The sequence below is a fragment of the Variovorax sp. GW821-FHT09A10 genome (assembly GCF_059418385.1).
This window is the reverse complement of sequence record NZ_JBWKPT010000002.1, coordinates 1288469-1310668: the sequence shown is the minus strand read 5'-3', so window position 1 is coordinate 1310668 and position 22200 is coordinate 1288469. Positions and strand designations below refer to the sequence as shown.

21 protein-coding genes are annotated in these 22200 nt (G+C 68.5%); 9 read left to right on the top strand and 12 right to left on the bottom strand.

Translation table 11 applies throughout. The annotated features are described in order from the left end of the window. Window positions 1-15: 15 nt before the first annotated feature. The 4 genes from AC07Q9_RS12875 to eat are packed head-to-tail and all read right to left on the bottom strand — an operon-like array spanning window position 16 to window position 4225. Window positions 16-597 carry a peroxidase-related enzyme gene (locus AC07Q9_RS12875; RefSeq protein WP_099796473.1) on the bottom strand — a complete coding sequence of 194 codons (582 nt, stop codon included), beginning with the start codon at window positions 595-597 and terminating at the stop codon, window positions 16-18. Further along, window positions 594-1409, bottom strand: a complete 816-nt coding sequence (eutC, locus tag AC07Q9_RS12870) for an ethanolamine ammonia-lyase subunit EutC (protein ID WP_495309803.1) — start codon at window positions 1407-1409, stop codon at window positions 594-596. The genes AC07Q9_RS12875 and eutC overlap by 4 nt, the downstream gene beginning before the upstream one ends. Further along, window positions 1406-2800, bottom strand: coding sequence for an ethanolamine ammonia-lyase subunit EutB (locus tag AC07Q9_RS12865; protein WP_495309800.1), 1395 nt, complete (start codon window positions 2798-2800; stop codon window positions 1406-1408). Before AC07Q9_RS12865 ends, eutC begins: the two co-directional genes overlap by 4 nt. Before the next feature lie 18 nt (window positions 2801-2818). Beyond that, complete coding sequence (eat, locus tag AC07Q9_RS12860) at window positions 2819-4225, bottom strand: ethanolamine permease (protein WP_495309798.1); 1407 nt, start codon at window positions 4223-4225, stop codon at window positions 2819-2821. A gap of 135 nt (window positions 4226-4360) precedes the next feature. Between eat and AC07Q9_RS12855 the strand changes: the two genes are divergently transcribed. Together AC07Q9_RS12855 and AC07Q9_RS12850 are read left to right on the top strand one after the other, a co-directional pair. Then, complete coding sequence (locus tag AC07Q9_RS12855; protein WP_495309796.1) at window positions 4361-4771, top strand: FKBP-type peptidyl-prolyl cis-trans isomerase; 411 nt, start codon at window positions 4361-4363, stop codon at window positions 4769-4771. A 285-nt stretch (window positions 4772-5056) separates the two neighbouring features. Further along, the gene (locus tag AC07Q9_RS12850) at window positions 5057-5551 is read left to right on the top strand and encodes a pentapeptide repeat-containing protein (RefSeq protein ID WP_495309794.1); all 495 of its coding nucleotides are present in this window, start codon (window positions 5057-5059) and stop codon (window positions 5549-5551) included. A gap of 28 nt (window positions 5552-5579) precedes the next feature. Here the strand turns inward: AC07Q9_RS12850 and AC07Q9_RS12845 are convergent, their stop codons facing one another. Next, window positions 5580-7178, bottom strand: a complete 1599-nt coding sequence (locus AC07Q9_RS12845; protein WP_495309793.1) for an OpgD/OpgG family glucan biosynthesis protein — start codon at window positions 7176-7178, stop codon at window positions 5580-5582. A 239-nt stretch (window positions 7179-7417) separates the two neighbouring features. On the opposite strand from AC07Q9_RS12845, the gene AC07Q9_RS12840 reads away from it, so the two are divergent. Then, entirely contained in the window at window positions 7418-8170 is a 753-nt protein-coding gene (locus AC07Q9_RS12840) for an alpha/beta fold hydrolase (RefSeq protein WP_495309790.1), read from the top strand. Here the strand turns inward: AC07Q9_RS12840 and AC07Q9_RS12835 are convergent. The 3 genes from AC07Q9_RS12835 to AC07Q9_RS12825 form a co-directional block, all read right to left on the bottom strand. Beyond that, a complete protein-coding gene (locus tag AC07Q9_RS12835) occupies window positions 8163-9206 on the bottom strand; it encodes an RNA methyltransferase (RefSeq protein ID WP_495309788.1) in 1044 nt (347 codons plus the stop codon). The two genes, AC07Q9_RS12840 and AC07Q9_RS12835, sit on opposite strands and share 8 nt — an antisense overlap. Before the next feature lie 148 nt (window positions 9207-9354). Next, window positions 9355-12357 (bottom strand): hypothetical protein, encoded by a 3003-nt coding sequence (locus tag AC07Q9_RS12830; protein ID WP_495309786.1) that lies wholly within the window; start codon window positions 12355-12357, stop codon window positions 9355-9357. A gap of 219 nt (window positions 12358-12576) precedes the next feature. Continuing rightward, window positions 12577-12963 carry a DUF4259 domain-containing protein gene (locus tag AC07Q9_RS12825; protein WP_495309784.1) on the bottom strand — a complete coding sequence of 129 codons (387 nt, stop codon included), beginning with the start codon at window positions 12961-12963 and terminating at the stop codon, window positions 12577-12579. 319 nt (window positions 12964-13282) lie between these two features. On the opposite strand from AC07Q9_RS12825, the gene AC07Q9_RS12820 reads away from it, so the two are divergent. Continuing rightward, window positions 13283-14284 carry a hypothetical protein gene (locus tag AC07Q9_RS12820; protein ID WP_495309783.1) on the top strand — a complete coding sequence of 334 codons (1002 nt, stop codon included), beginning with the start codon at window positions 13283-13285 and terminating at the stop codon, window positions 14282-14284. Window positions 14285-14328: 44 nt separating this feature from the next. After that, window positions 14329-15129 (top strand): DUF1266 domain-containing protein, encoded by an 801-nt coding sequence (locus AC07Q9_RS12815; RefSeq protein WP_495309781.1) that lies wholly within the window; start codon window positions 14329-14331, stop codon window positions 15127-15129. Between the two features lie 7 nt (window positions 15130-15136). Here the strand turns inward: AC07Q9_RS12815 and AC07Q9_RS12810 are convergent, their stop codons facing one another. Beyond that, entirely contained in the window at window positions 15137-15967 is an 831-nt protein-coding gene (locus AC07Q9_RS12810; RefSeq protein ID WP_495309780.1) for a class I SAM-dependent methyltransferase, read from the bottom strand. Between the two features lie 56 nt (window positions 15968-16023). After that, window positions 16024-17919: a sigma-54-dependent Fis family transcriptional regulator gene (locus tag AC07Q9_RS12805; RefSeq protein ID WP_495309779.1), complete on the bottom strand. Its 1896-nt coding sequence runs from the start codon at window positions 17917-17919 to the stop codon at window positions 16024-16026. A 234-nt stretch (window positions 17920-18153) separates the two neighbouring features. On the opposite strand from AC07Q9_RS12805, the gene adh reads away from it, so the two are divergent. The 3 genes from adh to AC07Q9_RS12790 are packed head-to-tail and all read left to right on the top strand — an operon-like array spanning window position 18154 to window position 20319. Further along, complete coding sequence (gene adh / locus AC07Q9_RS12800; protein WP_495309777.1) at window positions 18154-19674, top strand: aldehyde dehydrogenase; 1521 nt, start codon at window positions 18154-18156, stop codon at window positions 19672-19674. Continuing rightward, window positions 19674-20051: a DUF779 domain-containing protein gene (locus AC07Q9_RS12795; RefSeq protein WP_495309776.1), complete on the top strand. Its 378-nt coding sequence runs from the start codon at window positions 19674-19676 to the stop codon at window positions 20049-20051. Before adh ends, AC07Q9_RS12795 begins: the two co-directional genes overlap by 1 nt. Window positions 20052-20109: 58 nt before the next feature. Then, a complete protein-coding gene (locus tag AC07Q9_RS12790) occupies window positions 20110-20319 on the top strand; it encodes a TOBE domain-containing protein (protein WP_489057183.1) in 210 nt (69 codons plus the stop codon). 16 nt (window positions 20320-20335) lie between these two features. On the opposite strand, the gene AC07Q9_RS12785 is transcribed toward AC07Q9_RS12790, so the two are convergent. Further along, a complete protein-coding gene (locus AC07Q9_RS12785; RefSeq protein WP_489057182.1) occupies window positions 20336-20671 on the bottom strand; it encodes a hypothetical protein in 336 nt (111 codons plus the stop codon). Between the two features lie 43 nt (window positions 20672-20714). Then, window positions 20715-21635 (bottom strand): LysR family transcriptional regulator, encoded by a 921-nt coding sequence (locus tag AC07Q9_RS12780; protein WP_495309773.1) that lies wholly within the window; start codon window positions 21633-21635, stop codon window positions 20715-20717. Between the two features lie 141 nt (window positions 21636-21776). Here AC07Q9_RS12780 and AC07Q9_RS12775 point away from each other — a divergent pair, with 141 nt between their 5' ends. After that, window positions 21777-22193, top strand: coding sequence for a YjfI family protein (locus AC07Q9_RS12775; protein ID WP_062476391.1), 417 nt, complete (start codon window positions 21777-21779; stop codon window positions 22191-22193). Window positions 22194-22200: the final 7 nt, after the last annotated feature.

The window sequence follows — 22200 nt, the reverse complement described above, 5'->3', positions numbered from 1 at the left end:
CGCTGCCGCAGCGTCTTACTTCTTCTCGCGCGGCAGCCGGCCCATCAGGAAGAACTCCGGATTCGGCTGCATGCCGCTGAAGCTGGCCAGGCGGTTGCTCAGGCCGAAGAAGGCGGTGATGGCCGCGATGTCCCAGATGTCCTCGTCGTCGAAGCCGTGCGCGTGCAACGGCCCGAAGTCGCGGTCGTCGATCTCGTGCGAGCGTTCGCAGACCTTCATCGCAAAGTCGAGCATCGCGCGCTGGCGCTGCGTGATGTCGGCCTTGCGGTAGTTCACCGCCACCTGGTCGGCCACCAGCGGTTTCTTCTCGTAGATGCGCAACAGTGCGCCGTGCGCCACCACGCAGTACAGGCATTGATTGACCGCGCTGGTGGCGGTGACGATCATCTCGCGATCGCCCTTGGTGAGCGAGCCTTCTTCCTTGAGCATCAGCGCGTCGTGGTACGCGAAGAAGGCCCGCCACTCGGCAGGGCGGCGCGCAAGGCCGAGGAACACGTTGGGCACGAAGCCGGCCTTTTCCTGCACGGCAAGAATCGCGGTGCGGATGTCGTCGGGCAGGTCTTTCAGTTCGGCGAGGGGGTAGCGGGGGGCGGTCATCTGCTTGTCTCCTGGGGATCGGTCCCGGGATCATAGGCAACGGCGTGCGGGCCTGCAGCCAGCACCGCCAGGTCGCTCTCGTCCTTGAGCCCCACGCCGCTCAGCCCCCGACGCAGCGACTCGCGCAGCAGCCACGCAAGCTTGAAGGCCGCCTGCGCGTACGACAGCCCCTCGGGCCGCACGTTCGAGATGCAGTTGCGTTCGGCGTCGTGCCGGCCGCGGCGTGGCGAATGGGTCAGGTAGATGCCGAGGCTGTCGGGTGAGCTCAGGCCCGGGCGTTCGCCGATCAGCATGACCGACAGCGCCGCACCGACCGCTTCGCCCAGTTCGTCGGCCAGCGCCACGCGCGCCTGGGTGGCGATGAACACGGGTGACAGGCGCGTGCCGGGCGGCAATTGCGGGCGCAGCGCCGCGAGCAGCGGCACGGCGTGGCGGGCGACGGCGAGCGAGGAGAGGCCGTCGCCGATCACCAGGCAGACGTCGCAGCCGCCCGCAGGCCGATCGTCGCGCAGGCGCGCGGCGTCTTGCGCATCGAGCTGGCGACCCAGGTCGGGGCGGCGCAGGTAGGTAGTGCGGTCGGGGGCGCGGCTGCGCACGCGGCTCACGTCCCATCGGTCGGCGCGCAGTGCGGCATCGAGTGCGTCGACGTCGAGCGCCGCATGGATCGCGTCGCGTGCCATCGCGTGGGCCCAGCCGAAGCGCAGCGTTTCGTCGGTGGGCATGCCGGCGCCCGCGCGGCCCAGTGCGAGCCGCGCGGGCGTGGCGGCGCGCCATTGCGCCCAGGGGTTGGGGGTGACGGGTGAATCGCTCATGGCGCCAGCGCGGACAGCCCGCCCATGTCGCGCAGCAGCCGGTTGGCCGAGGGCGGTGCGAGCCGGCCGGCGGTGTCGGTGATCTGCATGCGCTGCAGCCAGGCCTCGAACTCGGGCGCGCGCTTCAGGCCCAGCGTCTCGCGCAGGAAGAGGGCGTCGTGGAACGAGGTGCTCTGGTAGTTGAGCATCACGTCGTCCGCGCCCGGGATGCCCATGATGAAGTTGATGCCCGCCGTGCCCAGCAGCACGAGCAGCGTGTCCATGTCGTCCTGGTCGGCTTCGGCGTGGTTGGTGTAGCAGATGTCGCAGCCGATCGGCAGGCCCATCAGCTTGCCGCTGAAGTGGTCTTCAAGCCCGGCCCGGATGATCTGCTTGCCGTCGTACAAGTACTCGGGGCCGATGAAGCCGACCACGGTGTTGATGAGCAGCGGCTGGTAGCGCCGCGCCAGCGCATAGGCGCGCACCTCGCAGGTCTGCTGGTCGACGCCGAAGTGGGCGTTGGCCGAGAGCGCGCTGCCCTGGCCGGTCTCGAAGTACATGAGGTTGTTGCCGACGGTGCCGCGCGCAAGCGACTGCGCGGCGGCGTGGGCCTCGTCGAGCAAAGCGGGCGTCACGCCGAACGAGAGATTCGCTTTCTCGGTGCCCGCGATCGACTGGAACACGAGGTCCACCGGCGCGCCGGCCTCGGCGAGCTTCAGCGTGTTGGTCACGTGCGTGAGCACGCAGCTTTGCGTGGGGATCTCGAAACGCTGGATCACCTCGTCGAGCATCTGCAACAGGCGCCCGAGCACCGGCAGGCTGTCGGAGACGGGGTTGATGCCGATCACCGCGTCGCCCGCGCCGTAGAGCAGGCCGTCGAGCGTGGAGGCGGCCACGCCGCGCAGGTCGTCGGTGGGGTGGTTGGGCTGCAGGCGCACGGCCAGGTGGCCGGGCAGGCCGATGGTGTCGCGAAAGCGCGTGACGACGTGGCACTTCTTCGCGACCGCGACCAGGTCCTGGTTGCGCATGAGCTTGGACACGGCCGCGACCATCTCGGGCGTGAGGCCAGGTGCCAGTGCGGCGAGTGCCTCTGTGGTGGCTTGTTCCGACAGCAGCCAGTTGCGGAAGTCGCCGACCGTGAGGTGCGCGACCGGTGCGAAGGCCTGCGCATCGTGCGTGTCGATGATCAGCCGCGTGATGTTGTCCTGCTCGTAGGGAATCAGCGCCTCGGTGAGGAACTGCTTGAGCGGCGTGTCGGCCAGCACGTGGCGCGCCGCCATGCGTTGCTGCGCGGTCGCTGCGCCGAGGCCCGCAAGGTAGTCGCCCGAGCGCGCGGGGCTGGCGCAGGCGAGCACCTGTCGCAGATCGTCGAAGGTGAAGCCCTGGCCGGCGATGGTGGTGCGGTAGCGCATCGTGTCGTTGGATCTTTTTCAGGGCGTGGACGACAGCATCTCGTCCGGCGCGGCGGCGTCGCGCTGCGCCGAGGTGAGCAGGAAGTAGCCGTAGGCGGCCGCCATCAGCAGGAGGAAGAGCACCGTCAGCATGGTGTTGAACCAGACCATCGCGCCCAGGCACACCAGGCCCAGGCCGAGTGCGACGGCCGGGAACACGGGGTAGAAGGGCGCACGGTAGGTGCGCAGCAGGTCGGGTTCGGTGCGCCGCAACTTGAACAGCGCGGCCATCGAGACCAGGTACATCACGATCGCGCCCAACACGGCCATGGTGACGATGTTGGCCGTGAGCGTCTGTCCGCCGAACTGCACCCACTCGTCGCTGAAGATGGCGGCAATGCCGATCACGCCTCCGGCCAGCAGCGCGCGGTGCGGCGTGTCGAAGCGCGGGCTTAGGCCGGCGAAGTAGCTCGGCAGGTAGCCGGCGCGGGCAAGCGCGAAGATCTGGCGCGAGTAGCCCATGAGGATGCCGTGGAACGAGGCGATGAGTCCGAACAGGCCGATCCACACCAGCATGTGCAGCCATCCGCTGTTGGCACCCACCACCGCCTTCATCGCTTGCGGCAGCGGGTCGTTGATGTTCGCGAGCTGGCGCCAGTCGCCCACGCCGCCCGCGAAGATCATCACGCCGAAGGCCAGCAGCACCAGCGTGACGATGCCGGTGGTGTAGGCCAGCGGAATCGTGCGGTGCGGATCGCGCGCCTCTTCGGCCGCCATGGCCGCGCCCTCGATGGCCAGGAAGAACCAGATCGCGAACGGGATCGACGCGAAGATGCCCGACACCGCCGCGCCGTTCAGCACATTGCCGCCAGCCCATCCGTTGGCGACGAAATTGGCCATCGACCAGCCCGGCGCGACCACGCCCATGAACACCAGCAGCTCGAAGATCGCGAGCACCGTGACGAACAGCTCGAACGCCGCCGCGATGCCGATGCCGATCCAGTTCAACCCGATGAAGACCACGTAGGCCCCGACCGCGAACCACTTCGGGTTGATGCCCGGGAACTGCACGTTGAGATAGGCGCCGATCGCCAGTGCGATGGCCGGCGGCGCGAAGACGAATTCGATCAGCGTCGCAAAACCCGCCACGAAACCGCCGCGCGGCCCGAAGGCGCGCCGCGCATAGGCGAAGGGGCCGCCCGCATGCGGGATGGCGGTCGAGAGCTCGGTGAAGCTGAAGATGAAGGTCGTGTACATCGTCGCCACCAGCACCGTGGCGACCAGGAAGCCGAGCGTGCCGGCCGTGTTCCAGCCGTAGCTCCAACCAAAGTACTCACCCGAAATGACGAGGCCGACGGCGATGCCCCACAACTGGACGGGACCGAGGACTTTCTTGAGATGGCCGGTGCCGACGGCGGGGGCCGGCGAAGCGTCGCTGGAGCGCATGGGGGCTTCCTCTCTTTGCGGATGGTGACAGTGCGTCTGTCCCAAAGCAAGGGCCGTTCCATCGGATACATCGGCGTACAGGGGCTTCACGGGGGCTGTCCATAATCGGCAGCTTTTCAACCACCGAGGTGTTTCGTGAAGTCATTTTTCTGTGCCGCGCTCGTGTCCGTCTTCGCCATTCCCGCAGCCTTTGCGCAATCCGCCGCCGTGACCACGCCCAGCGGCCTGATCTACCAGTCGCTCAAGGAAGGCGCCGGCGCATCGCCCGCCGCCACCGACGTGGTCAAGGTGCACTACCGCGGCACCTTCCCCGACAGCGGCAAGGAGTTCGACAGCTCGTACAAGCGCGGCGAACCCACCGAGTTCCCACTCAACGGCGTGATCCCGTGCTGGACCGAAGGCGTGCAGAAGATGAAGCCGGGTGGAAAGGCGAAGCTGACCTGCCCGCCGTCGATTGCCTACGGCGCGCGCGGTGCGGGTGGTGTGATTCCGCCGAATGCGACGTTGAATTTCGAAGTGGAGTTGGTGTCGGTCACGAAGAAGTAGTGGTCGCGGCCGGTTGGAGCCGGCTTGGGCAATGGGCGGTGCGTGCAGTTCATCACGCTGCTCGCCACGCAATAGTTGCCCGATTCTTTCCCCCTGTTTTTGTGCGCATGGGCCTCCCACAATCCGCGGCCTGACTCCTGATCCACAGGGGCGGCTTCTGGGAGGAACACATGTCCGCACTCCGTGCTGCGCCGACGCGCACGCTTCAAATCAATAGCACCACCACTCTGATGTTGCCGGGCTGCGTGTTGCCCTCATGTGCGGTCGGATTTGTCGAGGTGCGCCATGAGCGCTAAACAAATCATCGAGGACCACGACAAATGGCGAAAGGGCGCCGGCGGTGCACCGGCGGGTCTTTCCGGCCAGAGCGACGGCAATGCCTACGCCGGCCTCGACCTCAACCTGATCACCTTCTCGTCGAGCACCTTCGGTGGCAGCAGCTTCACATCAACCACTTTTCAAGACGCCATCTGGACCGCATGCCAGTTCAGCGGTTGCACCTTCAGCCAGTGCGACATGGCACGGATCGCGATCAGCGGATGCACCTTCGTCGACTGCACTTTCAGCGCCTCACAGTTGAAGGCCAGCACGCTCAGCGGTTGCACCTTCACTCGGTGCAACTGGACCGCGCTGAATTTCGATGCGAGCCAGTGGTCGCGTTTGAAGTTGCTCGAATGCCGAGGCACGCAGGTGAGCGCGACCGGCCTGCAGGGCGAGCAGGTCGACTTCACCGGCAGTCAGTTCGAAGACATGCAACTGACGAACGCGCGAATCAACTGAGGAGGCTGCAAGAAGCAGCCGCTTCCGATCACCCTGGCTGGTACTGGTACAGCCAGGTCTCCGTCAACGTCTGGTCCCCGTTCTTCAGATACAGCCGCATGTCGACCGGCTCCGTGCCTTCGGGCGTGAAGTCGAACTGCGCGCGCCAGTGGCCCGGCACGCCGTTGGGCACGGCTTCGGCGAAGACGTAGGAGAACTTGCCGCGCGGCGCGGTGAGCATCAGTTCGGGCTTCACACCGAAGGGCACCGTGGTGAGCGGCTGCCCGATGAACTCCACCATGAACTTGCGCACGCCCTGCGGGCGCGGTTGGCCCGGTTGGCCGCCGCGGCCGATGCGGGTGGCGACGCAGCGTGCGAGGGGTGACGGAAAGGGCTCCTGGTCGGTCCAGTGCAGCCGGTATTGCAGGCTGTAGCTTGCCCCGGCTTTTGCATCGGCCTTCGGCACCCAGAAGGCGACAGTGTTGTCGTGGATCTCGTCGTCGGTCGGGATCTCGATGAGTTGCACCGAGCCTTCGCCCCAGTCGCCCAGCGGTTCGATCCACAGGCTGGGACGCTTCTCGTAGTTGACGCCGTCCTGGTAGTGGTCGAAGTTGCGGTCGCGCTGCAGCAGGCCGAAGCCACGCGGTTTGGTGTCGGCGAACGCGGAGGCGCGCGTCTGCGTGGGGTTGTTGAGCGGGCGCCAGATGCGCTCGCCCGCGCCGTTCCAGATCGCGAGGCCGTCGGAGTCGTGCACCTCGGGGCGCCAGTCGATCGCGGTGGGCTTGATGGTCTCCGAGTACCAGTACATCGACGTGAGCGGCACCAGGCCCAGGCGCGACACGTCGCGGCGCAGGAACACGCGCGCGTCGATGTCCATGATCACGGCCTTGCCGCGCTGCATGACGAACTTGAACACGCCCGTGACGCTCGGACCTTCGAGCAGCGCGTAGACGGTCATCGAGGTGGTGTTGCCCGCAGCGGGTGTCTCGAAATAAAAGCGCGTGAAGTTCGGAAACTCCTCGGGCTTGTCGGGCACAGCCACGTCGAGCGCGATGCCGCGTGCCGACAGGCCGTACTGATAAAGCTCGCCGATGGCGCGGAAGTACGAGGCGCCGAGAAAGGCGACCCAGTCGTTCTTCTGCCAGTCGAGCTTGCCCTGGTCGCCCAGGCGGCTTTCCTGCAGGCGAAAGCCCGCGAAGCCGGCGCCTTCGGGCAGCGCGCGCGCGGGGCTGTCGGGGGGCATCGAGAAGTACGACGGGCTGTAGAGCACCTCGCGGGCAAAGCTGTCGCCACCGGCGTTCTCCAGCACGTGTATGCGCACCGGGGTCTGGAAGAAGCGGCCGAGGTGGAAGAAGGTGACCGGAAAGGCGCCGGGCCCGTCGCGGAAGAGGGCGTTGGCGGGGTCGAAGCGGATCTTGCCGTGCGCGTCGTAGTCGATGCGCTCCAGCACCTGCGGCGCCAGCGGCGCGGCGGCGGTGTAGGGGCGGGCGGCCAGGCGCTTGGCCTGCGCGACGAGCGCATCGAAGGAGAAGGGCGCCGGCTGGCTCAGTTGCAGGCCGTTGGCGGCCAGCGCCTCTTCGGGCAGTCCCAGGGCAGCGAGTGCGGCGGCGGCACTGCCGGCGGCGAGGAAGGATCGGCGATCAAGCATGGGTTCTTGAGGGGCGGCGAAAGCCTTTGGAGGAAAAGGGAAAAGAGAAGCGTCGGGGAGACGGGGGGAAAACAACGCCAAGCATGCCCCGGACCACAGGGTACGGCGCGTCAGCCATTCCGCGCAAACGGGGCCGGACAAGGCCCCGCGCTGTCTTGCGGCAGCGGGTGCCGATCGGGCCCTTTTCGGGGCGTCGCCGGGTATTCTCGCGCCATCGAAAGTGCCAGGAGACCACGGACATGTACACGGAACAAGGCGGCGAAGGCCCGGACCTGCTGGTGCTGCTGCACGGCATGGGCGCGACAGGCGCGGTGTGGGCGCCGCTGTGTGCGCAGGCCGGTGCGCGATGGCGCGGCCGTTGGCTGGCGCTCGACCTGCCTGGGCATGGCACATCGGACCGACAGACCTCTTACGCCATCGGTCAGCACGCGGCGACCGTGGCGCGTGCGGTGCTGCCGCATCTGCAGCCCGAAGGCCGACTCGTGGTGCTCGGACATTCGCTGGGCGGTGTGATCGGCCTGGCTCTCGCGACGGGATGGTTCGGCGTCGTGCCGCACGCGGTGTTCGCGGCCGGCATCAAGGTCGCGTGGAGCGATGAAGAGGTCCGCCGCATGGAGACGCTGGCGACGCAGCCCGCGAAGAAGTTCGCTACGGAAGAAGAGGCTCGCGACCGCTATCTGAAAGTCTCCGGTCTCGCGGGGATCGTCGATGCAGCGGCGCCCGTCGTGGCGCGCGGCGTTGCGCAAGATGGCGAGGGATGGCGCCTCGCCATGGACCCGCGCGCCAATGCCGTGGGCAAGCCGCCGTTGTCCGAACTCGTCGGACTGGCGCGCTGCCCGATTCACCTCGGGCAGGGCCGCCACGATGCGTTGGTCACCCTCGAACAGACCCGCTCCCTCGACCCCGAAGCCCGCGACCTGGGCCCGCACGGCCACAACGTGATGGTCGAGGCGCCCGGCGCGGTGTGGGACTGGATGGATTCGCTCAGCTGAGCCGCTCGTCGGCGCGGCGGATCGGCACCGTCACCCGCACCTCGGCCGCGCGCGCCCGCAGCTGGCCGCAGCCGCCATCGACGTCCTGGCCGGCCGAGTAGCGCAGCTTCGTGAGGATGCCGCGCTCGTGCAGCGTGCGGGCCATCTGTTCGCAGCGCTCGCGCGACGGGCGGCCGAAGGCCACGCCGTCCACCGTGTTGAACGGGATCATGTTCAGCACGCCGTACTTGCCCGACAGCAGCCGCACAATGCCCTCGACTTCCTCGGGCCCGTCGTTCACGCCTTCGAGCAGCGTCCACTGGTACTGGATGGGGTAGCCGGTGGCGCGGGCATAGCGCTCGCCTGCGTCGATGAGGGCTTCGGGCGTCAGGTTCGGCGCGCGCGGCAGGAGCTTCTTGCGCAGCTCGGCATTGGTCGTGTGCAGCGAGAGCGCCAGTGCGGGCCGCACGCGCGCCTGCAGCAGCCGCTCGAACACGCGCGGATCGCCGACGGTGGAGAACACCAGGTTCTTGTGGCCGATGTTGCCGACCGTGCCGAGCAGCTCGATCGCCTCGATCACGTTGTCCAGGTTGTGCGCCGGCTCGCCCATGCCCATGAACACCACCTTGCGCACCGGCCGGCGCAGGCGCGCGAGCGCGACCTGCGCAATGATCTCGGCGCTTTCGACCTGGCGCAGCAGGCCGTCGCGGCCCGTCATGCAGAACTGGCACCCGACGGCGCAGCCGACCTGCGACGAGACGCACAGCCCGTCGCGTGGCAGCAGCACGCTTTCCACTGTCTGGCCGTCGGCCAGCGCAACGAGCAATCGCTCGGAGCCGTCGGCGCCGGGGTGAACCGCATGGATGCGCGCCAGGCCCGCCAGTTCGGCTTCGATGGCCGGCAGGGCGTCCATCAGCGACGACGGGAAGAAGGTGGCCGGCAGGCGCCTGCCGCTGTTGCGTGGCAGCGCATGCGACCACAGCCGCAGGATGCGCTGCTCGTGGCTCGGGCCGGCCCCGGCCTCGCGGAGTCGTCGTTTCAGTTCGTGGATTTGCATGCGCGGCGTGGGGCAAAGGGGCTCGGGGGAGCGCCAATTGTGCACGGCAGGCATGCGAAGGCGCGGCGCGCCGGAGCGGGCGCCGCGCCTGCGGTGCGTGAGAAAGCGTGTGAAGGGGAGGGCCGTTGCCGGCCGCTCCCGCCTTCGGTCAGCCCAGCAGGCCGTGCAGGATGTTCGTCACGGGCGCCAGCGCGGAGCCTGTGCCGCTGTGGTCGAGCAGGCTGGTGATCGGGGCCACGACCTCGCACACCAGCGGCGTGACCGCGTGCTCGACGGTGTTCACCACTTCCGCGACCACCGGGGCGACCGCCGAGCTGGCGCCGGCCAGGATGTCGGCCGCAGGCACTGCGGCGCCGGATGCGGCCTGCGTGGCCCCGGCCGCGACCGGTGCCACGGCATCGCTTGCATGGCCGAGCACCGACGACACCGGCTCCAGGATGTCCGCGACGGGGCTCTTGCCTCCGAGCAGGCCGCCGAGCAGGCTGCCCACGAGGCCGTCTTCGCCGACGATGCCACCGAGCAAGCCGCCTTCGCCGCCACCGAGGACGCCGCCCAGCACGCCATCTTCACCGAGAACGCCGCCGAGCAGGCCACCGTCACCGCCGAGAACGCCACCCAGCAGGCCGTCGTCGCCCAGCACGCCGCCGAGCAGACCGCCGTCACCGCCGAGGACGCCGCCCAGAAGGCCGTCGTCGCCGAGCACGCCGCCGAGCAAACCGCCGTCGCCGCCGAGGACGCCACCCAGCAGACCGTCGTCACCCAGCACGCCGCCGAGCAGGCCACCGTCACCGCCGAGGACGCCACCCAGCAGGCCATCGTCACCCAACACGCCGCCAAGCAGGCCACCGTCGCCACCGAGGACACCGCCCAGCAAACCGTCATCACCCAGCAATCCACCCAGGAGACCACCGTCACCGCCGAGCAAACCACCCAGCAGACCGTCGTCACCCAGCACACCGCCGAGCAGGCCACCGCCGTCGCCGCCGAGGACGCCACCCAGCAGACCGCCGACCGGGCCTTCGGCACCGAGGATGCCGTCGTCGCCGAGAACACCGCCTAGCAGACCGTCGTCGCCAAGGAGCCCGCCCAGAAGGCCGTCATCGCCCAGCACGCCGCTCAGCAAGCCGTCTTCGCCGCCGAGCAGGCCGGCCAGCGGGGTGGCGCTCAGCAGGGAGCCGACCGCGCCGTCCGGGCCGAGCAGGCTGTCCACGAGCCCGTCGCCGCCGAGCAGTCCGCCGGTGAGGCCTTCGCTGCCGAGCAGGCCGGACAGCGCGCCGTCGCCACCGAGCACGCCGCCCAGGATGCCTTCGTCGCCGAGCAGGCCGTTGACCAGGCCGCCGTCGCCCAGCACACCGCCGAGCAGGCCGCCGTCGCCACCGAGCAAGCCGCCCAGCAGGCCATCGTCACCCAGGACGCCGCCGAGCAAGCCGCCGTCGCCACCCAGCACGCCGCCGAGCAAGCCGCCGTCGCCACCGAGCAGACCACCCAACAGGCCATCGTCACCCAGCACTCCACCCAGCAAGCCGCCTTCGCCACCAAGGACGCCGCCCAGCAGACCGTCGTCACCGAGCACACCGCCGAGCAGGCCACCTTCGCCGCCCAGCAAGCCGCCCAGCAGACCACCGTCGCCACCGAGCACGCCACCCAGCAGGCCGTCGTCACCCAGCACACCGCCGAGCAAGCCACCGTCGCCACCGAGCAAGCCGCCCAACAGGCCATCGTCACCCAGCACGCCACCGAGCAGGCCGCCGTCGCCACCGAGCACGCCACCCAGCAAGCCACCGTCGCCCAGCACACCGCCCAGCAGGCCGTCGTCTCCCAGCAGTTGTCCGATCAAACCGTCTTCGCCGAGCACGCTGCCCAGCAGGCTGCCATCACCCAGCAGCCCGTCGAGCACCTGGCCGACGACGCCATCGGTGCCGAGCAGGTCGTCCACGAGGCCGTCCAGGCCCAGCGGAACGGTGATGCCGCCAAGCAGGCCTTCGCTGCCCAGCACGTTCTCGAGCGCGTTGCCCAGCGCGTCGGTCAGGTAGTCGACCTGGCCGATCAGCGAGCCGACCAGCGCATCGGTCAATCCGTTGCCGAGCAGGCCGTCGACCACCGGGGTCAGCACGCCGCCGACGTGGATGGCGATGTTCTCGACCGCGTTGTCCACGGCCTCGAATTCGTTCGGATCGTCGGGCCGGAACTCCTCGCCGGTGACCGGCGAGAGCAGGTCGTCGACGAGGTCGGTGAGGCCGTCGGCCACGGGCATCAAGGAACCGAGCGTGCCCGACGAGTCGGACGCGCCGCGCGCCGCTGGGTTGCTTGCGCCGCCCAGGCCGAGGGCGTTGTCGAGTGCGCCGAGCAGATGGCCCGCGAGGCCGTCGCCCGGATCGAGCAGGTGATCTGCGTCGGCATCGGCATCCGCATCGGCATCCGCGTCCGCATCAGCGTCTGCATCCGAGTCGGCATCGGCATCCGCATCCGCGTCGCTGTCGGCGTCTGCATCCGCGTCGGCATCCGAGTCTGCATCGGCGTCGGTGTCCGAATCGGCGTCCGCATCGCTGTCGCCGATGCCCGAGACGAACAGCGGGAACCCGCCGCCGTCACCGCCACCACCACCGCTCAGTGCGGCGCCCAGGCCGATGGCGCCCAGCGCGCCGAGTGCGAATTCACCCAGGCCGATGCCGCTGCCGGCCGCGGTCTTCTTGCTCACGGCGAGCGCTGCGGCTTCCGCGTCGCTGTCGGGCGAGGTGACATCGAGGTTGCCCGAGGCCACGTCGACGTTCACCTGCTCCAGTCCGCTGGACAGCTTGGTCGAGGTGATGGTGGCGTCGGTGCCGCTGGCGAACACACCGGACAGCGGCGCCTTGTTGGTGGCCGAGCCGGGGAACAGCACGTTGGCCTGCCCGCCGTCGGGCACGATCACGCGGTCGCCTGCAATGAGGGTCTGGTTGCCGTCCACCGGCATCCGCAGTCCGTCGCGCATGACGACCGTGCCGGGAGTGGCGTTGGACAGCGTGCCCAGGCTGGTCGGCGCGGCGGGCGCGGCCATGGGGGCCGACCCGACGGGGCCCAGGGGCGTGACGCTGGCCTGCGCAAGCACCACGGGAGCGCCGTTTTCGGCGGCGGCGGGGATCGAAGCGATCGGCGATACGGTGGTGGTCATGCGGCCTCCTCGTCAAATAAATGACTACAGAGGGCAACATGCGTGCCGCCTTTGCTTTCAGCCGTCAGCGCGTGGCCGTAAACGCCGTATCTCGTTGATTCGAAAAGACTTTTGTGCGAATGGCCTCATCGACCCCATGGTGCAAAAGAGGCAGCTGTCGCCGCTCGTTACGTAACACGGCGCAATTTTTCATCGGAACGTCCGCGGCGTTCAGGGGGCTCAGCTGCGCAGCCGGGCCTGCAGGCTTTTCAGGTTCGCGAGCCACGCGAGGTAGTCCTCGTCGTCCTCGCCCAGCTCGGCCCAGGTGTCGTGTCCGTCGGCATCGGGGTCGTCGAGGATGGCCTGCAGGGCGTCGGCGGCGGCATGGCGCAAGGCGGCGGGCGGGGCGGCCTTGCCGGCGCACCAGTCGACCGCGTCCGGGTGCGCATCGGCGCTGCCTTGCCCGGCGAGCAGTGCCAGCACTTCGCCCGCAGCGACGGTGCCTTCCGTCGAACCTGAATCCAGCGTCTCCTGGATGAATGCGAGCGCGTCATCGGCTTCCTGCAGCTCAGCCAGCCAATCGAGTGCCTCGTCGTTGCCGAAGCCTGCCGTGGACCATGTACCCATTCGTTTGACTCCCGTGTGTGGCGTGGCCACGGTTTGCAGATTCAGTGATGCTAGCGGCCCGATGGCGTGATCGCGCGCCCTCTCAGAATTCGTCAGAATGCCGAACGACGCTTCCAAGTAGCATGGCCGCGCCTCTGAAAAAGGGGCGTGATCATCCAGTCCGTGAGCCGCCGGGGACCACCTCCTTCGGGCCGGCATTGCGGCAATGTCCTTCCAGGGCATTCCGCGGTCACGACCGATCTGCCGTGCATTGCCAACGGAAGCAGAGGTCGGGTCGCATACCAATTCACATGTCCACGGTTTCAGGGAGAGATTCAGCATGTCATTCGTTTTTTCGTCCTTCACCGATCACCTGGGCGCGCTGCCGCCTGAACGTTCGCGCCACGGTGATGCGTTGCGTGCGCGGGTTCAACAACAGGTGCAGGCACCACTGCATGCGGACCTGTCGGGCTTCGCCTTCCTGCCCGACCAGACCGATCACCCCGACCACATCGACGCACCGCAGGTGTTCGCGCAGGCGGTCGAGCAGATGTACCTGCCCAAGCCCTGGCTGGGCGACGAGATCCCGCTGTTCTTTCTCGGCTACCACGCCATGAACCGGCTCAGCGGCAAGCGCACGTCGCAAGGGCTGCTGCTGACCGACCAGGCCGTGTACGTGCAGGACGACTTCACCGTGCTGTCGGCCGCACCGCCGCCGGCGCAGGGCCATGCCTTGCCGGCGCGCGCGGACGACGCGCCTTCGTTCGTCTCGATGCTGCTGACCCGCTACAAGGCGTGGAAGGACTGGTCGGGTATCGCCGACGAACCCGAGCCGGTGCTGCTCAAGCGCTGCGGCGAACTGCTGACGCCAGCGGTCGCGGCGGTGCTCGCGTACCACGCGGAGAACGGCAGCCAGCGGCAGGCGCAGCAACGCGTCTGGACGCTGGCCGAGCTGGTGGCCGACTACGGTGCGGCCGACACCTTCCTCGACCCCGCCAACCCGAAGTTGGCCAAGAAGCTGGGCAAGGTGACGGACAAGTTCCAGATTCCCGCGGGCGAGGCGCTGCAGTTCGCGCTGGCCGACTTCCCGCTGTTCGGCGGCCCCTACGGCGTGGCGCTGACTGCGCAGGCGCTGTACGGCAAGGACCTGATGGAGTCGCCGCTGCGCATCGCGCTGGAGCGCGTCGAGGCGCGCGCGCTGCAGATCGGGGAGAAGGGCGATCAGCTGTTGACCGGCTCGACCCCGCCGATGGCGCTGCCTGCGCACATGAAGGAAGCGCTGCGCGCACCCTTCCTCGCGTTCCTGCAGCAGGAAGTCGTGCGGCTGCAATCGCGGGCCTGAGCGATCCGCCCGCGCGCCATTCAATAAATTTCGGAGGGGTTTTCATGGGGTTCAAGGACACGCTCGCGCACGCGATGCTCGACAACGACAAGCTCAAGTTCGACGCCGCCGCGCCCGCGCTTTCCGCGCAGGAGCAATGGCTGGTCACGCTGAGCACGCCGCTGTCGGCCTTCAACGGCGACTGCGTGAACGCGGTGCTCACCGGCAAGGACAACGACACCCTGCGTGAAGGCGTCGCGCAGGTGTGGAACGTGACCGATCGCGCGAGCTTCGAGCAGACTGCGCGTTGGCTGACCGAAGAAGGGCAGCGCGCGAAGTACCTGCCGGCCTGGAAGGCCATCGGCGCGATCGATGCGGCGGTGTTGTCCACGCCCGGCCTGCTGCGCCTGGTCATGGACGCGTGGTTCCCCGCGTTCTTCCAGATCAAGGCGCGCGAGCACCTGGACATGCGTGCGCTGTCTGCGCAGACCGGGCACTCGAGCGCCGAGCTGAGCCAGCTGATGACCGGCAGCCAGAGCTGGGTCGGCGCATTGCGCAAGCACTTCGGCGTGGCGCCGGCGCAGCTGACGAGCCTGGTGGCCTGGGATGCGGTGCGACTGGCCAACCTGTCGCGCTGGGCGGTGCAGCTGGGCTACATCGAGCGCGCGGAGTTCGCGGGTTTTGCTGGCGGCCTGGAGTCGCAGGTGCGCGCGGCCTATGCCAACTGGTCGCAGGTGAGTGCGGCGTACATCGCGGGCGGCCTGATCTGGCAGTACTCTGGCGCACGCGAAGAGCACCTGCTGCGCACCAACCGCCTGCTGCTGAGCGACACGCGCAGCCCGTGGCGCAGCGTGCCTTTCGCCTGAACAGACCCTAGTCCTTCGCCTTCAGCGCGTACACGGCGTAGACCGGCACGCCCAGGAAGAACAGCACCATCGGCGCGAACAGCGTGTAGGGCCAGCCGTAGCCTTCCATCACGCGGTAGGTGCCGTCCAGGCGCAGGCGCGGATGCGGCTGCGTCAGCTCGTCGGTGCGGCGCAGGCCCCAGTGGAACTCCGCACCCGTCGCACGCACGGACGGGTGCTGGCGCGCGCGGCCCACGGCCAGCCAGCACATCGCGTCGAAGGCCAGCACCGAGCCCGCAGGCGCGCGTTCGCCGAAGGTGGCGAGCACGGCGTTCACCTGCTCGGGCGTGAGGTACATCAGCACGCCCTCGGTGAACAGGAAGACCGGCTGCGCCTGGCGCTTGCGCGGCAGGCCGAGCTGCTCCCACCAGTCGGGCGCCGTGAGGTCGAGTTCGCGCAGGTCATGGCGCGGATGGGTTTCCGGCAGCAGCTCGCGGCGCAGGGCCAGCACCTCGGGCAGGTCGGCGTCGGTCATGCGCGACTTGCCGTCGTCCAGCCACTGGAAGTAATGGCTCAGGCCGCAGCCCAGGTTCACGACGCGCGCGCCCGGGTGCAGCTTGAGGAAGTCTTGCGCCAGGCTGCGAAAGCGCCGCGTGCGCGCGAGGATGCCGTAGATGGTCGTGCGGTCGTCGGGCAGGGCGTGGTCGTCGTCGCGGATCTGCTCGAGGATGCCGGCGGCGTAGGCGTCGCGCACGGCCATCTGCGGAAACAGCGCATCGCCCGAGGCCCGCGCGGCCAGCGGAATCCGCAAGGTGGACGGCACGGCCGAGAGCTTGCGCGCGGGTTTGCCGGTGGTCATGAATGCGGGAACAGGGCCATGCGCAAAGTCTGGCCGGTCCCGCGCGCGCGGGCAAGTCAGTCTTTGGTGTTGCCCGCGGGCGGGCGCTGGCGCGCGAGGTGGCGGTACACGGTGGCGCGGTGAACCCCGAGCCGGCGCGCCGCGCGCGCCACGTCGTGGTCGCAGGCGCGCAGGGCTTCGTCGATGGCGTGGCGCGTGATGGTTTGCAGCGGCGCGTTGGGTTGCGACGCCGTGGCTTCGCTGAAGTCGGCAAGGGGCGCGGCGTCGTGCAGGTGCGCCGGCAGCGCATCGGCCGTCACCGCATCGCCCGGGTCGGCCAGCGCGACCAGCGCACGCAGCACGCTGCGCAGCTCGCGCACGTTGCCCGGCCAGCGGTAGGCGGCCAGGCGCTCCAGCGCGTCGTTCTCCAGGCACAGGTGCTTGGCGGCACCGCCCGATTCGAGAAACAGCCGCGCGATCAACGCACGCCGGTCGGCGCGCTCGTGCAGCGCGGGCAGGGAGACGGTGAAGCCGGCCACGCGGTACATCAGGTCGGCGCGAAAGCGCCCCGCCTCGACCAGCGCGGGCAGGCCGGCGTGCGTGGCGCACACCAGGTCGAAATCGACCGCCACGCCCTGGCCGCCGCCCAGCGGCGTGACCACGCGGCCTTCGAGCACGCGCAGCAGGCGCGTCTGCAGCGCGAGCGGGATCTCGGCGATCTCGTCCAGAAACAGCACGCCGCCGTGCGCTTCGCGGATGCGCCCCGGCATGCCCTTGCGGCGCGCGCCGGTGAAGGCGCCTTCTTCGTAGCCGAACAGCTCGGCCTCGATCAGCGTCTCGGGCAGCGAGGCGCAATCGACCGCCACGAACGGGCCCGCGCTGCGGCGGCTGGCAGCGTGCAGGCGGCGCGAGAACACCTCCTTGCCGCTGCCGGTCTCGCCGTTCACCAGCACCGGCACGCCTTCGTTGAGCACGCGCACGGCGCGCGCCAGCAATGGGCGCACCACGTCGTCGTTGTCGACGGGGGCGGCGTTGGCGGCCATCACCTGTCGCGCGCCGGAGCGGCCCGTGCCGCTGTTCGCCGTGCCCGTGCGCTCCATGACGGTCGCAATCTGCCGTCCGCCCGGCAGCGTGAGCAGGCTGCGCCGGTGCTCCATGCGCGGCCATTGCGCGCCCAGAAATTCTTCGGCGTCGAGGTCGAGCAGGCCTTCCCACGAACGGCCGAACAGGTCGAGCGCCACGCGGTTGGCCGCCACGATGCGCCCGTTCTCGATCACCATCAGCCCTTCGCGCGCGGTGCCGATCAGCGCCGGCCGCGCATGGAAGCGCAGCACATGGCCCGAGGCCTCGGCCAGCAGCATGCGGTGCTCGACCTGCTGCGCCGCCATGCGCACCAGGCCCAGGGCATGGTGGTTCACACGCGCGGTCTCGCCCGAGATGTCGAGCGCGCCGGCCAGCTCGCCGCGTCCGCTGAAGATGGGCGCCGCCGCGCAGCCCAGGCGGCCGTTCTGCGCCAGGTAGTGCTCTCCGCCCAGCACCATCAGCGCCACACGCTCGGCCAGCGCGGTGCCGATGGCGTTGGTGCCGCGGTGGCTCTCCGACCATGCCACGCCGGGCTGCAGCGCCACGCGCTGGGCCTTGGGCAGGAAGTCGGGGCTGCCGATTTCTTCGAGGATCAGGCCGGTCGCGTCCGACAGCGCGACGATGCAGCCGTTGCCCACCGCATGCTCGGCGAGCCCGTCGAGCTCGGGCTGTGCGCAGCTGAGCAGGCGCATCGCCTGCTCGCGCCGTTCGTTCAGCAGCGACGCCGCCATCGGCGTGGGGTCGATGCATTGCGGATCGACCGGCCGGCTGCGCTGCCACGAGCGCGAGATGTGCGGCGCGATCCACGGCGCCGGGTCGCGACCCTGCGCAAAGAACAGCTCGCGGGCCTGCGCGACGCTGGTCGATGGTGCGGAAGCTTCACTCGTCATGCGTGACTCCGTTGGCGGGATTGCCGGCGATTCGCCTTGTGCGACATCGTAGTCGCCGTATTCGCGCAAACATGTCGCAGATTGCGAATGGAAACCCTCTGCGCGGGCCGTGCCCCTCTGGCGCGGGGCTTGGGGATTGTCCCGATCCCGACGGGTATGCCGCTTGCGGTGCTTGTGCGGGCCGCCGCATGTCGCGGTGCCGCCTGTTCACACCTTACCCAACGGAGACAACCCATGGACATCCTCGAACCGGGCAAATTCGGTACCGCAGTGCCTTTCAAGGCGCGCTACGGCAACTACATCGGCGGCGAATGGGTCGCGCCGGAGGAGAACCAGTATTTCGGGAACATCACGCCCGTCACCGGCAAGGTCTTCTGCGAAGTGCCGCGCTCCAGCGCCGCCGACATCGACCGCGCGCTCGACGCCGCCCACAAGGCCAAGGGCGCCTGGGGCCGCACCTCGACCACCGAGCGCGCCAACATCCTGAACCGCATCGCCGACCGCATGCAGGAAAACCTGGCCATGCTGGCCGCCGCCGAGACCTGGGACAACGGCAAGCCGATCCGAGAGACCATGGCTGCCGACCTGCCGCTGGCCATCGACCACTTCCGCTACTTCGCCTCGTGCATCCGTTCGCAGGAGGGCGGCATCAGCGAGATCGACCACGAAACCTTCGCGTACCACTTTCATGAGCCCATCGGCGTGGTCGGCCAGATCATTCCGTGGAACTTCCCGATCCTCATGGCCGTGTGGAAGCTCGCGCCCGCGCTGGCCGCCGGCAACTGCGTGGTGCTCAAGCCCGCCGAGCAGACGCCGGTGTCGATCCTGGTGCTGATGGAAGTCATCGGCGACCTGCTGCCGCCGGGCGTGCTCAACGTGGTCAACGGCTTCGGCGTGGAGGCGGGCAAGCCGCTGGCGTCGAGCAACCGCATCGGCAAGATCGCCTTCACCGGCGAGACCACCACGGGCCGGCTGATCTCGCAGTACGCGAGCCAGAACCTCATTCCGGTCACGCTGGAGCTGGGCGGCAAGTCGCCCAACATCTTCTTTGCCGACGTGATGGAGCGCGACGACGCCTTCTTCGACAAGGCGCTCGAAGGCTTCACGATGTTCGCGCTGAACCAGGGCGAGGTCTGCACCTGCCCGAGCCGCGCGCTGATCCAGGAATCGATCTACGACCGTTTCATGGAGCGCGCATTGAAGCGCGTGGCCGCGATCAAGCAAGGCAGCCCGCTCGACGCGGCCACCATGATCGGCGCGCAGGCCTCGAGCGAGCAGCTGGAGAAGATCCTGTCGTACCTGGACATCGGCCGGCAGGAGGGTGCGCAGGTGCTCATCGGCGGTGAGCGCCAGCAACTCGACGGTGATCTGGCCGACGGCTACTACGTCAAGCCGACCGTGTTCCGCGGCCACAACAAGATGCGGATCTTCCAGGAGGAGATCTTCGGCCCGGTCGTGTCGGTCACCACCTTCAAGGACGAGGAAGAAGCGCTGTCCATCGCCAACGACACGCTCTACGGACTGGGCGCCGGCGTGTGGAGCCGCGACATGAACCGCGCCTTCCGCATGGGCCGCGGCATCCAGGCCGGCCGCGTGTGGACCAACTGCTACCACCACTACCCGGCGCATGCGGCCTTCGGTGGCTACAAGCAGTCGGGCATCGGGCGCGAGAACCACAAGATGATGCTCGACCACTACCAGCAGACCAAGAACCTGCTCGTGAGCTACAGCGAGAACAGGCTGGGCTTCTTCTGATGACCGGCGAGGTCCTGCGCGTCACCGCGACCGACGCGGCGCTCACGCTCATCGACGACCTCGCCGCACGGCACGGCCCGCTGATGTTCCATCAGTCGGGCGGCTGCTGCGACGGCAGCGCGCCCATGTGCTATGCGCAGGGCGAGTTCATCGTGGGCGACTACGACCGGCTGCTGGGACACATCGGCGGCATGCCGTTCTACATCAGCGGGCCGCAGTTCGAGTACTGGCAGCACACGCAACTGATCATCGACGTGGTGCCGGGGCGCGGCGGGATGTTCTCGCTGGAAGGGCCGCTGGGGGTGCGCTTCCTGACGCGCTCGCGGCTGTTCACGGAGGCGGAGTGGGCGGTGCTCGAGGCGGAGGCGGCGGGGTAGGGCGGGGGGGGGCGTCGATAAACTGGCGTGCTCGATTCCCCATTCCCAGGAGCTCTCCATGAAGATCAGCGCACGCAACGTCCTGTCCGGCAAGGTCATCGCCATCGTCCGCGGCCCCGTCACCACCGAAGTCACGCTGGAGATCGCTCCCGGCGTGCAGATCGTCTCGACCATCACCAGCAGCTCGGCCGAGTCGCTGAAGCTCAGCGAGGGCTCGAATGCCTATGCGGTGATCAAGGCGTCGAGTGTGATGGTGGGCACCGATTGAGGCTGGGCGTCGGAAGCTAACGCGGCGAGAGCCGCGACAGCGCCGTGAGCAGAAGCCAGGCGACCACGCAGACGATCGGAATCGCGACTGCGTAGACATTGAGCACCTGCCGCCAGTTCAATGGCGCCGGCTGTTCGTGAAACGCCTGCCCGGTGTGCGTGACATCGCGGCCGTGGAAATGGCTGTGGTCGACCGTCTGCTGCTCGGTCATCGGGTACACGCGCCATGAACTCAGGGGCAGCAAGGGGATACCGAAAAGCACGATCCATTTGGTCGTGATGTAGGTCCCGCCGATGTCGTGTTCGCGCGCGCCGTAGTAGCGCGTTCCGGTGCCATTCAATGTGTAGGGCATTTTTCTTTTCCTCCGCCCGGCAGCATAGCGGCTCCGTGTGCCGCTACGCCCCCGCCTGCTGCAGAAGCTGCCGCACCAGCAGCTGCGTCGCCGGCGTCAGCGCCGCGCCCGTCTTCGTCGCCATCAGCAGGCGCCGCGTGGCCCAGGCGTCCTTCAGGTGCACCACCTTCAGGCCGAGCGCGGCCACCTGTGCCTTGCAAGCCGCCAGCGGCACCACGCCGATGCCGAGGTTGGCCGCGATCATGTGGCACATCGCATCGAAGCTGCGCACCTGCACGCGCAGGCGCATCGGGATGCCGGCCTGCTCGGCCGCGCGCGAGGTCAGCTCGAGCAGCGAGCTGCTGCGGTTCAGCCCCACGAATTCGTGCGCCAGACATGTCTTGAAGTCGACCTGCTTCGCACGCAGGCGTGCCAGCGGGTGCGGCCTGGCGCAGAGCACCACGAGCTCGTCGGTCTGGAAGGGCGCGACGTCGAGGCCGTAGGCGGGTGTGTTCTCGGCGAACACGCCGACGTCGGCAAGGCCATCGACCAGCGCGCGCACGATGTCGCCGCTCAGCTGTTCCTCGACCTCGACGCGGATATCGGGATGCTGTCCCAGGAAAGCCGCCAGCGTGGTCGGCAGGAACTCCGTCAGCGCCGACATGTTGGCCCACAGCCGCACATGGCCGCGCACGCCGCTGGCGTAGTCGCCCAGCTCGTTGCTGAACTGCTCGAAGCCCTGGAACAGGCGCATCGCATGCTGCATCGCCACGTGCCCCGCCGGTGTGAGCGCGATGCCCTGGGCGCTGCGTTCGAGCAGCTTGGAGCCTGTGGCGGCTTCGAAGTCGGACAGGCGCCGGCTCGCCGCTGAGAGCGCGAGATGACACGCCTGCGCACCCTTGGTGATGCTGCCCGACTGGGCCACTGCGCAGAAGAGGCGCAGCGTCACGAAATCGACACGCGCGGGGTTGATGGTGGGGGCCATCGGCGGATTCTAGAGAGCGCGCCAGTGCCGAAAGTCATGCGCACGGGTTCAAATAATTTTTGACATGTTATGTCGCTGCACCTATAGTGAATCCATCGAAGCATCGCGCGCTTCCCACGGTAGACAACCCCAAGGAGAGGTATGCAATCACTGCTGGATCAACTCGAAGGCCTCGATGTGCTGGCCGGTGCCGCGATGGGCGGGCTGTCTGTTCAGCTGCAGCCGATTCCGGGCAGTACGCCGGTGGTGCAGGTGAGCATCGAAGGGCGTGACGAGCTGCCGATCTTCGTCACCAGCTCCGACATGCAGATCATCTGCATCTGCTACCTCTGGACCGAAGAAGACGTGAAGCCCGCGCGGCGGACCGAGCTGCTCGAATCGCTGCTCGACCTCAATCCGTCGGTGCCGCTGTCGTCCTTCGGGCGCGTGGGCGGGCGCTATGTGCTCACGGGGGCGCTGGGGCGCAACGCGAGCGTGGAAGACATCGCACGCGAAGTGGCCGTGCTCAGCGACAACGCGCTCGATGCGCTCGACGCCTTGTCCGAATTCCTGAATTAAGCGGAGA